Source organism: Leclercia sp. UBA1284, assembly GCF_002308415.1.
GTDB classification, from domain to species: domain Bacteria; phylum Pseudomonadota; class Gammaproteobacteria; order Enterobacterales; family Enterobacteriaceae; genus Enterobacter; species Enterobacter pneumoniae.
On sequence record NZ_DBUS01000008.1, the window covers coordinates 24,855 to 39,790 of the forward strand.

The window sequence follows — 14,936 nt, forward strand, 5'->3', positions numbered from 1 at the left end:
GGAGTTCCGTTATGGGACAATTAGAGTCAATAAGTTCATACGAGATAAATCCCGACAATGGCGCAATTCTACTCTGCAAAGCGACGCGTGACGACGCGTCAGATCATAACTGTTGATGTCACCGACCTTGATCCCTTCGGTCAGGGCGTGGCGCGCCATAACGGTAAGGCGTTATTTATTCCGGGTTTGTTACCGGGGGAACGGGCGGAAATCACCCTGACGGAAGAGAAACGTCAGTATGCCCGCGGCCAGGTAAAACGCCGCCTGAATGATAGCCCCGAACGCGAAATCCCGCGTTGCCCGCACTTTGGCGTCTGTGGCGGTTGCCAGCAACAGCATGCCAGCATTGCCCTGCAAGAGAAAAGCAAAAGCAGCGCGCTGGCGCGTTTATTGAAAAATGAGGTCAACGAGATTATCGCCGACACGCCCTGGGGCTATCGGCGTCGTGCGCGGCTGAGCCTTAACTATCAGCCGAAAACAGAACGCCTGGAAATGGGTTTTCGTAAAGCCAACTCCAGCGATATTGTTGACGTCAAACAGTGCCCCGTTCTTGCGCCCCAACTTGAGGCATTGCTCCCCGCGGTGCGCGAATGTCTCTCCGGACTGGAGGGTGTGCGTCATCTCGGCCACGTAGAACTGGTGCAGGCGAACAACGGGCCAATGATGGTCTTGCGCCATACCGCGCCGCTCAGTGCGAAAGATCGCGAAAAACTGGAACGCTTTTCGCATTCCCATCAGCTTGCGCTTTATCTCGCTCCGCAAAGCGAGATACTTGAGCAGCTTAGCGGTGAAAGCCCCTGGTATGATTCAGACGGGCTACGCTTAACGTTCAGCCCACGCGATTTTATTCAGGTCAACGACGGGGTTAACCAGCAAATGGTGGAGACCGCAATGGCCTGGCTTGACGTTCAGCGTGACGACCGGGTGCTGGATCTGTTTTGTGGTATGGGTAACTTCACCTTGCCGCTGGCTACGCGGGCACAGAGCGTGGTGGGGGTCGAAGGGGTGGCAGCGCTGGTGGAAAAAGGGCGTGACAATGCCCGTCACAATGAGCTGAACAACGTGACATTCTTTCATGAGAACCTGGAAGAGGATGTCACGCAGCAGCCCTGGGCGAAGCACGGTTTCGATAAAATCCTGCTCGACCCGGCACGCGCTGGCGCGCCTGGCGTGATGCAGCATATTATTAAACTCGCGCCAACGCGCGTGGTTTATGTCTCCTGCAATCCGGCGACGCTTGCCCGGGATAGTGAGGCATTATTGCGTGCGGGTTACCAAATTACGCGTCTGGCAATGCTGGATATGTTCCCGCACACTGGACACCTGGAATCCATGGCGTTGTTTGAGCACATCGATTAGTTTCGGCTTGTCGAATTCGACAGGCACGGTCCCAAAAGGAGAGGACAATGGTTGCGGTAAGAAGTGCACATCTCAATAAAGCTGGTGAGTTTGACCCACAAAAATGGATCGCAAGTCTGGGGATTTCCAGCCAGCAGTCGTGTGAACGCTTAACCGAAACCTGGGCCTATTGTCTGCGCACCACCCAAGGGCATCCCGATGCCGAGCTGCTGCTGTGGCGCGGCGTAGAGATGGTGGAGATCCTCTCCATGCTGAGCATGGATATTGACACTTTGCTCGCCGCCATGCTCTTCCCGCTGGCCGACGCCGAGGTGGTCTCCGAAGAGGTGCTGCGCGAAAGCGTCGGTAAGTCGATCGTCTCGCTGATACACGGCGTACGTGACATGGCGGCTATCCGCCAGCTTAAAGCTACCCATACCGACTCCGTCTCTTCCGAACAGGTCGATAACGTTCGCCGTATGCTGCTGGCCATGGTGGATGACTTCCGCTGCGTGGTCATTAAGCTCGCCGAACGCGTGGCCCATCTGCGCGAAGTCAAAGATGCGCCGGAAGACGAACGCGTGCTGGCGGCGAAAGAGTGCACCAATATCTATGCGCCGCTGGCGAACCGTCTGGGGATCGGCCAGCTGAAATGGGAGCTGGAGGATTACTGCTTCCGCTACCTGCATCCGGCGGAATACAAACGTATCGCTAAGCTGTTGCACGAACGCCGTATCGACCGCGAACACTATATTGAAGAGTTTGTCGGCGGCTTACGTAAGTCGATGAAAGAAGAGGGCGTGAAGGCCGAAGTCTATGGCCGGCCGAAGCATATCTACAGCATCTGGCGCAAAATGCAGAAAAAGCATCTCGCCTTTGATGAGCTGTTTGATGTGCGCGCCGTGCGAATCGTTGCCGAGCGCCTGCAGGACTGCTACGCCGCGCTGGGGATTGTGCACACCCATTACCGCCATATGCCGGATGAGTTCGACGACTACGTCGCGAACCCGAAACCGAACGGCTACCAGTCGATCCACACCGTGGTGCTGGGGCCGGGCGGCAAACCGGTGGAGATCCAGATCCGTACCAAACAGATGCACGAAGAGTCCGAATTGGGCGTCGCCGCGCACTGGAAATATAAAGAGGGCACCTCAGGCGGGGCGCGTTCCGGCCATGAAGATCGCATCGCCTGGCTGCGTAAGCTGATTGCGTGGCAGGAGGAGATGGCCGACTCCGGCGAAATGCTGGATGAGGTGCGCAGCCAGGTCTTTGATGACCGGGTCTATGTCTTTACGCCGAAGGGCGACGTGGTGGATCTCCCCGCAGGATCGACCCCGCTCGATTTTGCCTACCATATTCACAGCGATGTAGGCCATCGTTGCATCGGCGCCAAAATTGGTGGCCGTATCGTGCCGTTTACCTATCAGCTGCAGATGGGCGATCAGATTGAAATCATCACCCAGAAACAGCCGAACCCTAGCCGTGACTGGCTCAACCCGAACCTGGGCTATGTCACCACCAGCCGGGGACGGTCGAAAATCCACGCCTGGTTCCGTAAACAGGATCGTGACAAAAACATCCTCGCCGGCCGCCAGATTCTGGACGATGAGCTGGAGCATTTAGGTATTCACCTGAAAGAGGCGGAAAAACACCTCCTGCCACGCTACAACTTCAACGAGCTGGATGAGCTGCTGGCCGCCATCGGTGGGGGCGACATCCGTCTTAACCAGATGGTCAACTTCCTGCAGGCCCAGTTTAATAAGCCGAGCGCGGAAGAGCAGGATGCGGCAGCACTGAAACAACTGCAGCAGAAAACCTACGTGCCGCCGCAGCACCATAGCAAGGATAATGGCCGGGTGGTGGTTGAGGGCGTGGGGAATCTGATGCACCACATTGCCCGCTGCTGCCAGCCTATTCCCGGCGACGAAATTGTGGGCTTTATCACCCAGGGGCGCGGGATCTCCATTCATCGCGCGGACTGCGATCAGTTGGCAGAGCTGCAATCCCATGCGCCGGAACGCATCGTCGATGCCGTCTGGGGTGAAAGCTACTCTGCGGGTTATTCGCTGGTGGTGCGGGTCTCCGCCAATGACCGCAGCGGTCTGCTGCGCGATATCACTACCATTCTGGCGAATGAAAAGGTCAACGTTCTCGGGGTTGCCAGCCGCAGCGATACGCGTCAGCAGCTGGCCACCATTGATATGACCATCGAAATTTATAACCTGCAGGTGCTGGGCCGCGTGCTCGGTAAGCTGAACCAGGTGCCGGATGTGATTGACGCGCGTCGTCTGCACGGCGGCTAATCCTTCTTTTTTGTAAGCCGGGTAGGGCGCGCTCGCTCACCCGGCTCTTTTTTTATCAGGACAGAATTATGACTCAAATCGACCGCCTGCTTGGCATCATGCAGCGCCTGCGCGACCCGGAAAATGGCTGCCCGTGGGACAAAGAGCAGACCTTTGCCACCATCGCACCTTATACCCTGGAAGAGACTTACGAAGTGCTGGATGCTATCTCCCGCGAAGATTTCGACGATCTGCGCGGTGAGCTGGGCGACCTGCTGTTTCAGGTGGTCTTTTACGCCCAGATGGCGCAGGAAGAGGGGCGTTTTGATTTTAACGACATCTGTGCGGCCATCAGCGACAAGCTCGAACGCCGTCATCCGCATATTTTTGGCGACGCGACGGCCGAAAACAGCAGCGAGGTTCTTGCCCGCTGGGAACAGATCAAAAGTGCGGAACGCGCTGAAAAATCACAGCATTCAGCACTTGATGACATCCCCTTAAGCCTGCCCGCGCTGATGCGCGCCCATAAAATCCAGAAGCGTTGCTCCACGGTAGGGTTTGACTGGACCACGCTTGGCCCGGTGCTCGACAAAGTGCATGAAGAGATCGATGAAGTTATGCACGAAGCTAACCAGGCGGTCGTAGACCAGGCGAAGCTGGAAGAGGAAGTTGGCGATCTGCTCTTCGCCACGGTGAATTTATCGCGCCATTTAGGGGTAAAGGCCGAGACGGCACTGCAAAAAGCGAACCTGAAGTTTGAGCGTCGTTTCCGCGAAGTGGAACGCATTATTGCGGCGCGCGGCCTGGAAATGACCGGGGTTGACCTCAATGCGATGGAAGAAGTCTGGCAGGAAGTAAAACGCCAGGAATCTGATCTCTAACGGCTTTTTGCGATCAAGCGCAATTTGTGTGATTTTTTAAATGACAAGCGCTTGATTTGCGTCAAAAACATTTACCCAAAAGGGGCTATTTTCTCACTCCTTATGTTTGTCATGGCCTGGAATGGAGACGGAGAATGAAAGTTTGTGGCGCTCGCCGTGTTCGGGTATACTACTTTCCCGTCCTGGTTATTCCATCGTTTCACCCTAACTTCTCAGGTTCAGCATGACAACGAACTATATTTTTGTGACCGGCGGGGTCGTATCCTCTCTGGGTAAAGGCATTGCCGCAGCCTCCCTCGCAGCCATTCTTGAAGCCCGTGGCCTCAATGTGACCATGATGAAACTGGATCCGTACATCAACGTCGATCCTGGCACCATGAGCCCGATCCAACACGGGGAAGTGTTCGTTACTGAAGACGGCGCCGAAACCGATCTGGACCTGGGTCACTATGAGCGCTTCATTCGCACCAAAATGAGCCGCCGCAACAACTTCACCACTGGCCGTATCTATTCTGACGTTCTGCGTAAAGAGCGCCGTGGCGACTATCTGGGCGCAACCGTTCAGGTTATCCCGCACATCACCAATGCCATTAAAGAGCGCATTATCGCGGGTGGCGAAGGCCACGACGTGGTGCTGGTGGAAATCGGCGGTACCGTAGGGGATATCGAGTCCCTGCCATTCCTGGAAGCAATTCGTCAACTGGCGGTGGATATCGGTCGTGAACACGCGCTGTTCATGCACCTGACGCTGGTGCCGTACATGGCGGCTGCCGGTGAAGTGAAAACCAAGCCGACCCAGCACTCTGTTAAAGAGCTGCTCTCTATCGGTATTCAGCCAGACATCCTCGTTTGCCGCTCCGATCGTGCGGTGCCAGCGAACGAACGTGCGAAAATTGCATTGTTCTGTAACGTGCCAGAAAAAGCCGTTATTTCAATGAAAGATGTCGATTCCATTTATAAAATTCCAGGCCTGTTGAAATCTCAGGGGCTGGACGATTATATTTGTAAACGATTCAGCTTGAACTGTCCGGAAGCTAACCTGTCTGAATGGGAACAGGTTATCTATGAAGAAGCGAACCCGGCAGGCGAAGTGACTATCGGTATGGTTGGCAAGTACATCGAACTGCCAGATGCCTATAAGTCCGTTATCGAAGCGCTGAAACACGGTGGTCTGAAGAACCGCGTCTCTGTAAACATCAAGCTGATTGATTCGCAGGATGTTGAAACACGCGGCGTAGAAATTCTGAAAGATCTGGATGCGATTTTGATCCCAGGCGGCTTCGGCTACCGTGGTGTTGAAGGCAAGATCGCCACCGCACGCTATGCGCGTGAAAACAATATTCCTTACCTCGGCATCTGCCTGGGTATGCAGGTTGCGCTGATCGAATTTGCGCGCAACGTAGCGGGGATGGAAAACGCGAACTCTACGGAATTTGTGCCAGACTGTAAGTACCCTGTTGTGGCGCTTATCACCGAATGGCGCGACGAAGAAGGTAACGTCGAAGTCCGTACCGAGAAGAGCGATCTGGGTGGCACTATGCGTCTTGGCGCACAGGCCTGCCAGTTGACCGATGATAGCGTGGTTCGCAAGCTGTACGGCGAGCCGACCATCACCGAGCGCCATCGTCACCGCTATGAAGTCAACAACATGTTGTTGAAACAGATTGAAGCCGCGGGCCTGCGTGTTGCGGGCCGCTCCGGGGATGATCAGTTAGTCGAGATCATCGAAGTGCCGAACCATCCATGGTTTGTTGCCTGTCAGTTCCACCCGGAATTTACTTCAACCCCGCGCGATGGACATCCGCTGTTTGCCGGCTTCGTGAAAGCCGCCAGCGATTACCAGAAGCGTCAGGCGAAGTAAAAAAAGTTAGAACGGCAACGCGTACCTTTGGTACGCGTTGTTTGTCTGGAGTTTTAGTTTAACTTGTACTGAGGAAAATCTAATGTCCAAAATCGTTAAAGTCATCGGTCGTGAAATCATCGACTCCCGTGGTAACCCGACTGTTGAAGCCGAAGTACACCTGGAAGGTGGTTTCGTCGGTATGGCAGCTGCGCCGTCAGGTGCTTCTACTGGTTCCCGCGAAGCGCTGGAACTGCGCGATGGCGACAAATCCCGTTTCCTGGGCAAAGGCGTAACCAAAGCGGTTGGCGCGGTTAACGGCCCAATTGCACAGGCTATCCTGGGCAAAGACGCGAAAGACCAGGCTGGCATCGACAAGATCATGATCGATCTGGACGGTACTGAAAACAAATCTAACTTCGGTGCGAACGCAATCCTGGCCGTGTCTCTGGCAAACGCCAAAGCTGCCGCTGCGTCCAAAGGTCAGCCACTGTTCGAGCACATTGCTGAACTGAACGGCACCCCAGGCAAATACTCCATGCCTGTACCAATGATGAACATCATCAACGGTGGTGAGCACGCAGACAACAACGTTGATATTCAGGAATTCATGATTCAGCCAGTTGGCGCGAAAACCCTGAAAGAAGCGGTACGTATGGGTTCTGAAGTGTTCCACAACCTGGCTAAAGTTCTGAAAGCTAAAGGTATGAACACTGCAGTTGGTGACGAAGGTGGTTATGCACCTAACCTGGGCTCCAACGCCGAAGCACTGGCTGTAATCGCAGAAGCGGTTAAAGCAGCGGGCTACGAGCTGGGCACCGACATCACCCTGGCGATGGACTGTGCAGCATCTGAATTCTACAAAGACGGTAAATACGTCCTGGCTGGCGAAGGCAACAAAGCATTCACCTCCGAAGAGTTCACTCACTTCCTGGAAGACCTGACCAAACAGTACCCAATCGTCTCTATCGAAGACGGTCTGGACGAGTCTGACTGGGATGGTTTCGCATACCAGACCAAAGTACTGGGCGACAAAATCCAGCTGGTTGGTGACGATCTGTTCGTAACCAACACCAAGATCCTGAAAGAAGGTATCGAGAAAGGCATCGTTAACTCCATCCTGATCAAATTCAACCAGATCGGTTCTCTGACCGAAACTCTGGCTGCGATCAAAATGGCGAAAGACGCTGGCTACACTGCGGTTATCTCCCACCGTTCTGGCGAAACTGAAGATGCGACCATTGCTGACCTGGCAGTGGGTACCGCTGCAGGCCAGATCAAAACCGGTTCTATGAGCCGTTCTGACCGTGTTGCTAAATACAACCAGCTGATTCGTATCGAAGAAGCGCTGGGCGAAAAAGCACCATACAACGGCCGTAAAGAGATCAAAGGTCAGTAATCCTGAACCTTAATCTTTAGAAAAAACCCGCTTCGGCGGGTTTTTTTTTATCATCACACCGTCGGTACGCTATGACGTGTATATACCGCCCGTTCAATAATTTCTGCAGCCCGTGCTGCCCCTCCGGCGTTTATCAACTGAGTCTGGAGGGCGGTGATGCGCTGCGTGTACTGCTTATTTTCCAGCAGGTCGAGAAGATGCTGGCTGAGCGTGCGGCTCGGCGAAAAACGGCAGGCCTTAAGACCAATGCCGCTGAAGACCACGCGGGCGGCGACGCCTGGCTGATCAAATGCCAGCGGCACGGCGAGGATAGGCGTGGCGGTGGCGATGGCATCCATAACCGTATTCAGTCCGGCGTGGGTGATGACGGCGCTGGCATCACGTAATACCGCCAGCTGATCGGTAAATCCTACAATTTGCGTCCCCGCACGCGCCAGCCGGGCGGTTTGACTTGCATTGAGTCTGTCGCAGTGGGCAATAAGCAAGGGCACACCAGCCTGTCGGCAGGCGCGGGCAATCGTGCGGAACAGTCCAAAGCGGTAGCCCTGGATCGTGCCTAATGACGCAAAAACAAACGGCTTCTTTTTGCCGGATGAAACCGTTAGCGGATCGTAGCGTAGCGGGCCTACCGCATGGAAGCAGGCGGGCAAGGAGCGCGGAAAATCAAAGCCTGGAATGGTCTGGCTGATTTGCGCCAACGGCGACAGGCATTGATCTGGTCTGCTGCGCGAAGGCAGACCAAACGCCCGGGCATGACGGGCAATTACCTGGCCTTGTCTCGACATCAGCCAGTCATAAACATCCGCGCTGGAGGCGTATAATTTCCGGCAGCGATCGCTGGTGCCATAGCGAAAAGGCATCACTGGCAGGGGGATGTTGTTATCCCGATTTACCGGCAGGGCGCAGCAGATGGAGATAAAAGGCAGGTTGAGAGCTTGTGCCACCAACCCTCCAGCCGGCTCCATCTGATCGACAATCACGGCGTCAATATTGTGCTGCCGGAAGGCGAGGGGCAGTTCACGGCACAGCATATCGGTAACGCTTGCCATATCTGATATCAGGCGAAAAAACCCCGGCTCGTGCATCGCAGACTGCGTCGGGTTACCCACAGCGACAAAGTGCGCCTGCGGTTCCCTGAGCAAAGTGCGAGCCTCCTCCTGCTGAAAAAAAGTGACCCGATGGCCGCGCATGATAAGGTGTTTTGCCAGTGCTTCCATAGCGTGCATATGGCTGTATAACGGTAGCGTTATTACCGCAAAATGGCTCATTCTGCTTGTCCAGTATTGTGATGGCTATTCAGTCAAGGGGTTAACGTCGACGCGTGCCGGATGGGCGATATCTTTAAAGCGTAGCGTAAGTTTTAATGTTTTTAACATTGCCTTCTGAAAACGGCTTTCTACCTTAAGGCTGTTAGCCTGGCTATCCTTAAACTGACAGGAATAAAATCGTGGCCGGGGTTGTTTTGCCTGATTATGTGCGATCTGCAATAATGCCCCCCCGCAAATCAGACCAGAGATAACTATGCAGTACCCGATTAACGAGATGTTCCAGACCCTGCAAGGCGAGGGTTACTTTACCGGCGTTCCCGCTATTTTTATTCGTTTGCAGGGATGCCCGGTAGGCTGTGCCTGGTGCGACACCAAACATACCTGGGATAAGCTCGCGGATCGAGAAGTGTCGCTGTTTAGCATCCTGGCCAAAACCAAAGAGAGCGATAAGTGGGGCGCGGCCGGTTCGGAAGATCTGCTGGCGATTATTAGCCGTCAGGGCTGGACGGCGCGTCACGTGGTGATCACCGGGGGCGAGCCCTGCATTCACGATCTGATGCCGCTCACCCAGTTGCTGGAAAAAAATGGTTATAGCTGCCAGATTGAGACCAGCGGTACCCACGAAGTCCGCTGCTCTCACACCACCTGGGTGACGGTCTCACCAAAGGTAAACATGCGCGGCGGCTACGATATCTTATCCCAGGCGCTGGAGCGTGCTGATGAAATCAAGCATCCGGTTGGCCGCGTGCGGGATATCGAAGCGCTGGATGAACTGCTGACAACGCTGACGGATGAAAAACAGCGCGTGATTGCGCTGCAACCCATCAGTCAGAAAGAGGATGCCACGCGCCTGTGCATCGAAACCTGCATCGCCCGCAACTGGCGGTTGTCGATGCAGACGCACAAATACCTGAACATCGCTTAAAAAAAAGCCCGGTTTAACCGGGCTTTTTTTTACTCGCCGCGATAGACACATCCGGCGGTGCAGGTCTCTTTGATCATCACCGCGCTCAGCAGCGGCACCTGCGGTTTCATCACATCCCAAATCCATTTCGCCAGCACTTCGCTGGTGGGGTTTTCCAGACCCGGAATGTCGTTCAGATAATAGTGATCGAGGCGATCATAAGTGGGTTTGAAGGCCGCTTTCAGCTCGGAAAAATCCATAATCCAGCCCGTATGCGGATCGACCTCACCCGTAATTTCAAGGCGCACCATAAAGGAGTGCCCGTGCAGGCGGCCACATTTGTGTCCTTCCGGTACGTGAGGCAGGCGGTGAGCGGCTTCGAAGATGAAATCTTTAAACAGTGTGGTGGACATCGTGGACTCTCAAATGCGGAAAAAACCGCCGCATAGTACCGGAAAGGACTTTTTTTATCATTAGCTAAAACGGCCAAACTTGCCGGTGGGCTTAGGTTATGGGGTAATTTGCTTTTTTATCTATAAATTTCATTAAGTTAAATAATCGTTTTTATTGTTAAGAACGATAACTAAAACAGGTTAGTCCATTTGGTTATTTAATATTTCCATCCCTTCTTTAATTGTTATTATCGCCGCCGTTAACCTTATCTTCAGTTTGGATTTATTCGCTTAAAGTCCGCTTTGCTACTGGAACATAACGACGCATGACAACACAGGCCCCACCTTCAAATTTGCTACCGCTAAATCCGGAGCAACTGGCGCGCCTCCAGGCAGCCACCACCGATCTCTCTCCTCACCAGCTTGCCTGGGTTTCTGGCTATTTCTGGGGTGTCCTTAACCAGCAGCCTGGCGCTGCGGCCGCTGCACCTGCGGCAGCGGTCGAGGTTCCGTCGATTACGCTGATCTCCGCGTCCCAGACCGGTAACGCTCGTCGTGTGGCAGAGCAACTTCGCGATGACCTGCTGACCGCCAAACTGAACGTGAATCTGGTCAACGCCGGAGATTACAAATTTAAGCAAATCGCGTCAGAAAAATTGCTGTTGGTGGTGACCTCAACGCAGGGCGAAGGTGAGCCGCCAGAAGAGGCGGTAGCGCTGCATAAATTCCTGTTTTCTAAGAAAGCGCCGAAGCTCGACGGCACGGCGTTTGCCGTCTTTGGTCTCGGGGACTCTTCTTATGAATTCTTCTGCCAGTCGGGTAAAGATTTTGATAGCAAACTGGCGGAGCTCGGCGGCGAGCGTCTGCTGGACCGCGTTGATACCGATGTAGAGTATCAGGCAGCAGCGGCCCAGTGGCGCAAGCGCATTGTGGATGTGCTGAAAGCGCGTGTACCAAAAGAGACGCCGGCTCAGGCCGCCGTTACCGCGTCCGGCGCGGTAAATGAAGTCTTCTCTAGCCCTTATACTAAAGAGGCGCCGCTGACGGCTGCGCTCTCCGTTAACCAAAAAATCACCGGCCGTGACTCTGAAAAAGATGTGCGTCATATCGAAATCGATCTCGGTGATTCCGGCCTGCGCTACCAGCCAGGCGATGCGCTGGGCGTCTGGTATCAGAATGACCCTGCCTTAGTGAAAGAGCTGGTTGAGTTGCTGTGGTTGAAGGGCGATGAGCCCGTTACCGTGGATGGCAAAACCCTGCCGCTGGCCGAGGCCCTGCAGTGGCATTTTGAGTTGACCGTTAACACCGCCAATATTGTTGAAAACTATGCCACCTTAACGCGCAGCGAAACGCTGTTGCCGTTAGTAGGGGATAAGGCACAGTTGCAGCATTACGCCGCCACCACGCCGATTGTCGATATGGTGCGTTTCTCGCCGGCACAGCTGGATGCTGAGGCGCTGGTTGGCCTGCTGCGGCCCCTCACGCCGCGACTTTACTCCATCGCCTCGTCGCAGGCGGAAGTGGAAAGCGAAGTGCACATTACCGTGGGTGCAGTGCGCTACGACATCGAAGGTCGTGCCCGGGCGGGCGGCGCTTCCAGCTTCCTGGCTGATCGCGTAGAAGAGGATGGCGAAGTCCGGGTGTTCATCGAACATAACGACAACTTCCGCCTGCCGGCTAACCCGGAAACTCCGGTGATTATGATTGGCCCGGGAACCGGTATTGCGCCATTCCGCGCCTTTATGCAGCAGCGTGCGGCAGACGAGGCGCCAGGTAAAAACTGGCTCTTCTTCGGCAACCCACACTTTACCGAAGATTTCCTTTATCAGGTTGAGTGGCAGCGTTACGTCAAAGAGGGTGTGCTGTCGCGCATCGATCTGGCCTGGTCTCGCGACCAAAAAGAAAAAGTATACGTACAAGACAAACTGCGCGAACAGGGCGCAGAGCTGTGGCGCTGGATTAATGATGGTGCCCATATTTATGTCTGCGGCGATGCCAATCGTATGGCGAAAGACGTTGAGCAGGCACTGCTGGAAGTGATTGCCGAATTCGGCGGTATGGATGCCGAAGCGGCGGATGAATTTTTAAGTGAGCTGCGCGTAGAGCGCCGTTATCAGCGAGATGTCTACTAATGAGCGAAAAACATCCTGGCCCACTGGTGGTCGAAGGCAAACTGTCTGATGCCGAGCGCATGAAGGTAGAAAGCAACTACCTGCGTGGCACCATTGCCGAAGATTTGAATGACGGTCTGACCGGCGGTTTTAAAGGCGATAACTTCCTGCTGATCCGTTTCCACGGTATGTATCAGCAGGACGACCGTGATATTCGCGCCGAGCGTGCCGAGCAGAAGCTGGAGCCGCGTCATGCGATGCTGCTGCGCTGCCGCCTGCCGGGTGGGATCATCACCACGAAACAGTGGCAGGCGATCGACAAGTTTGCCGGTGAAAACACGATTTACGGCAGCATCCGTCTGACCAACCGTCAGACCTTCCAGTTCCACGGCATTCTGAAGAAGAACGTGAAGCCGGTACATCAGATGCTGCACTCCGTCGGGCTGGACGCGCTGGCGACCGCCAACGACATGAACCGTAACGTGCTTTGCACCTCGAACCCATACGAGTCCGAACTGCACGCAGAAGCCTACGAGTGGGCGAAAAAGATCTCTGAACATCTGCTGCCGCGCACCCGCGCCTACGCGGAGATCTGGCTCGATCAGGAAAAAGTGGCAACCACCGACGAAGAGCCGATCCTCGGGCAGACCTATCTGCCGCGTAAGTTCAAAACGACCGTGGTGATCCCACCGCAGAATGATATCGATCTGCACGCTAACGACATGAACTTTGTCGCCATTGCGGAAAACGGCAAGCTGGTGGGCTTTAATCTGCTGGTGGGCGGGGGGCTTTCTATCGAGCACGGCAACAAGAATACCTATGCCCGCACTGCGAGTGAGTTTGGTTATCTGCCGCTGGAGCACACCCTGGCGGTGGCGGAAGCGGTCGTTACCACCCAGCGCGACTGGGGTAACCGTACCGATCGTAAAAACGCGAAAACCAAATACACGCTGGAGCGCGTGGGCGTTGAGACGTTCAAAGCGGAAGTGGAGCGTCGCGCAGGCATTAAGTTCGAACCGATCCGTCCTTACGAATTTACCGGGCGCGGCGATCGTATCGGCTGGGTGAAAGGTATCGACAATAACTGGCACCTGACGCTGTTCATCGAAAACGGCCGAATTCTCGATTATCCGGGGCGTCCGCTTAAAACCGGCCTGCTGGAAATTGCGAAGATCCATCAGGGCGAGTTCAGGATCACCGCTAATCAGAATCTGATCATTGCTGGCGTGCCAGAAAATCAGAAAGCGAAGATCGAAGAGCTGGCGCGCAGCCACGGGCTGATGGATGCGGTAAAACCGCAGCGTGAAAATTCAATGGCCTGCGTCTCATTCCCCACCTGTCCGCTGGCGATGGCTGAAGCCGAACGCTTCCTGCCGTCGTTCACCGACAAAGTGGAAGCGATCCTGCAAAAATACGGTATCCCGGACGAGCATATCGTGATGCGCGTGACCGGCTGCCCGAACGGCTGTGGCCGCGCGATGCTGGCCGAGCTGGGGCTGGTGGGTAAAGCGCCGGGCCGTTACAACGTGCATCTGGGCGGTAACCGGATGGGAACACGCATTCCGCGAATGTATCGCGAAAACATCACGGAGCCGGAAATTCTCGATTCCATTGACCAGCTTGTCGGGCGCTGGGCGAAAGAGCGCGAAGCGGGTGAAGGCTTCGGCGACTTTACGGTGCGTGCGGGCATCATTCGCCCGGTGCTCGATCCCGCAAGGGATTTCTGGGAGTAAACACGAGAGGTAATTATGTCCGTACTCGATTTAAATGCCCTGAATGCACTGCCCAAAGTGGAACGTGTTCTTCAGCTTGCAGAAACCAATGCCCAGCTGGAGAAGCTGGACGCCGAAGGGCGTGTAGCATGGGCGCTGCAAAATCTGCCGGGAGAGTTTGTGCTCTCATCGAGCTTTGGTATCCAGGCAGCGGTCAGTTTGCATCTGGTGAATCAGATCCGCCCGGACATTCCGGTGATCCTCACCGATACCGGCTATCTGTTCCCGGAGACCTATCAGTTTATTGATGAGTTAACGGATAAGCTGAAGCTGAACCTGAAGGTGTATCGCGCAGCGCAGAGCGCGGCCTGGCAGGAGGCGCGTTACGGCAAGCTGTGGGAGCAGGGCGTTGAGGGCATTGAGAAATACAATGAGATCAACAAAGTCGAGCCGATGAACCGGGCGCTGAAAGAGCTGAATGCGCAAACCTGGTTTGCCGGGCTGCGCCGGGATCAGTCTGGCAGCCGTGCCAGCCTGCCGGTGCTGGCTGTCCAGCGCGGCGTGTTCAAAGTGCTGCCGATCATCGACTGGGACAACCGTACCGTGTATCAGTATCTGCAACAGCATGGGCTGAAATACCATCCGCTGTGGGATCAGGGCTATCTATCGGTGGGCGATACCCATACCACGCGTAAATGGGAGCCCGGCATGGCGGAAGAAGAGACCCGCTTCTTTGGGCTTAAGCGCGAATGCGGATTGCACGAAGGTTGATTTAGGTGTTTCCCTCCAGCCCCTGCTGCCAGGCAGGG

At 55.0% G+C, this 14,936-nt stretch carries 11 protein-coding genes; 9 read left to right on the top strand and 2 right to left on the bottom strand.

What is annotated here, in order from left to right; all coding sequences use genetic code 11:
- Positions 1–57 precede the first annotated feature (57 nt).
- The 5 genes from rlmD (at position 58) to eno (ending at position 7,740) form a co-directional block, all read left to right on the top strand.
- Entirely contained in the window at positions 58–1,359 is a 1,302-nt protein-coding gene (gene rlmD / locus B3511_RS17675) for a 23S rRNA (uracil(1939)-C(5))-methyltransferase RlmD (protein ID WP_207292326.1), read from the top strand.
- A gap of 47 nt (positions 1,360–1,406) precedes the next feature.
- Positions 1,407–3,641, top strand: a complete 2,235-nt coding sequence (relA, locus tag B3511_RS17680) for a GTP diphosphokinase (protein WP_046886160.1) — start codon at positions 1,407–1,409, stop codon at positions 3,639–3,641.
- 68 nt (positions 3,642–3,709) lie between these two features.
- On the top strand, positions 3,710–4,501 hold the full coding sequence (mazG, locus tag B3511_RS17685; protein ID WP_040074243.1) for a nucleoside triphosphate pyrophosphohydrolase: 792 nt from the start codon (positions 3,710–3,712) through the stop codon (positions 4,499–4,501).
- Between the two features lie 223 nt (positions 4,502–4,724).
- Complete coding sequence (gene pyrG / locus B3511_RS17690; RefSeq protein WP_040074244.1) at positions 4,725–6,362, top strand: glutamine hydrolyzing CTP synthase; 1,638 nt, start codon at positions 4,725–4,727, stop codon at positions 6,360–6,362.
- 82 nt (positions 6,363–6,444) lie between these two features.
- Positions 6,445–7,740, top strand: a complete 1,296-nt coding sequence (eno, locus tag B3511_RS17695) for a phosphopyruvate hydratase (protein ID WP_032613680.1) — start codon at positions 6,445–6,447, stop codon at positions 7,738–7,740.
- A gap of 53 nt (positions 7,741–7,793) precedes the next feature.
- Here eno and B3511_RS17700 read toward each other — a convergent pair whose 3' ends face one another.
- Positions 7,794–9,008: a glycosyltransferase gene (locus B3511_RS17700; RefSeq protein WP_286783949.1), complete on the bottom strand. Its 1,215-nt coding sequence runs from the start codon at positions 9,006–9,008 to the stop codon at positions 7,794–7,796.
- A 253-nt stretch (positions 9,009–9,261) separates the two neighbouring features.
- Between B3511_RS17700 and queE the strand changes: the two genes are divergently transcribed.
- Entirely contained in the window at positions 9,262–9,933 is a 672-nt protein-coding gene (gene queE / locus B3511_RS17705; protein WP_286783950.1) for a 7-carboxy-7-deazaguanine synthase QueE, read from the top strand.
- Between the two features lie 29 nt (positions 9,934–9,962).
- Here queE and queD read toward each other — a convergent pair whose 3' ends face one another.
- Positions 9,963–10,325: a 6-carboxytetrahydropterin synthase QueD gene (gene queD / locus B3511_RS17710; RefSeq protein ID WP_040074247.1), complete on the bottom strand. Its 363-nt coding sequence runs from the start codon at positions 10,323–10,325 to the stop codon at positions 9,963–9,965.
- A gap of 305 nt (positions 10,326–10,630) precedes the next feature.
- On the opposite strand from queD, the gene cysJ reads away from it, so the two are divergent.
- Genes cysJ through cysH form a run of 3 tightly spaced genes read left to right on the top strand, consistent with a single transcriptional unit; the run spans position 10,631 to position 14,898 of the window.
- Positions 10,631–12,436: an NADPH-dependent assimilatory sulfite reductase flavoprotein subunit gene (gene cysJ, locus B3511_RS17715; protein WP_286783951.1), complete on the top strand. Its 1,806-nt coding sequence runs from the start codon at positions 10,631–10,633 to the stop codon at positions 12,434–12,436.
- Positions 12,436–14,148, top strand: a complete 1,713-nt coding sequence (gene cysI, locus B3511_RS17720) for an assimilatory sulfite reductase (NADPH) hemoprotein subunit (protein ID WP_040074249.1) — start codon at positions 12,436–12,438, stop codon at positions 14,146–14,148. The genes cysJ and cysI overlap by 1 nt, the downstream gene beginning before the upstream one ends.
- Before the next feature lie 15 nt (positions 14,149–14,163).
- A complete protein-coding gene (gene cysH, locus B3511_RS17725) occupies positions 14,164–14,898 on the top strand; it encodes a phosphoadenosine phosphosulfate reductase (RefSeq protein WP_286783952.1) in 735 nt (244 codons plus the stop codon).
- The last annotated feature ends 38 nt before the right edge of the window (positions 14,899–14,936 follow it).

Bases quoted from the DNA above. Each gene is read 5' to 3' on its own strand.
- rlmD (WP_207292326.1), top strand. From the start codon at position 58: ATGGCGCAATTCTACTCTGCAAAGCGACGCGTGACGACGCGTCAGATC.
- relA (WP_046886160.1), top strand. From the start codon at position 1,407: ATGGTTGCGGTAAGAAGTGCACATCTCAATAAAGCTGGTGAGTTTGAC.
- mazG (WP_040074243.1), top strand. From the start codon at position 3,710: ATGACTCAAATCGACCGCCTGCTTGGCATCATGCAGCGCCTGCGCGAC.
- pyrG (WP_040074244.1), top strand. From the start codon at position 4,725: ATGACAACGAACTATATTTTTGTGACCGGCGGGGTCGTATCCTCTCTG.
- eno (WP_032613680.1), top strand. From the start codon at position 6,445: ATGTCCAAAATCGTTAAAGTCATCGGTCGTGAAATCATCGACTCCCGT.
- B3511_RS17700 (WP_286783949.1), bottom strand. From the start codon at position 9,008: ATGAGCCATTTTGCGGTAATAACGCTACCGTTATACAGCCATATGCAC.
- queE (WP_286783950.1), top strand. From the start codon at position 9,262: ATGCAGTACCCGATTAACGAGATGTTCCAGACCCTGCAAGGCGAGGGT.
- queD (WP_040074247.1), bottom strand. From the start codon at position 10,325: ATGTCCACCACACTGTTTAAAGATTTCATCTTCGAAGCCGCTCACCGC.
- cysJ (WP_286783951.1), top strand. From the start codon at position 10,631: ATGACAACACAGGCCCCACCTTCAAATTTGCTACCGCTAAATCCGGAG.
- cysI (WP_040074249.1), top strand. From the start codon at position 12,436: ATGAGCGAAAAACATCCTGGCCCACTGGTGGTCGAAGGCAAACTGTCT.
- cysH (WP_286783952.1), top strand. From the start codon at position 14,164: ATGTCCGTACTCGATTTAAATGCCCTGAATGCACTGCCCAAAGTGGAA.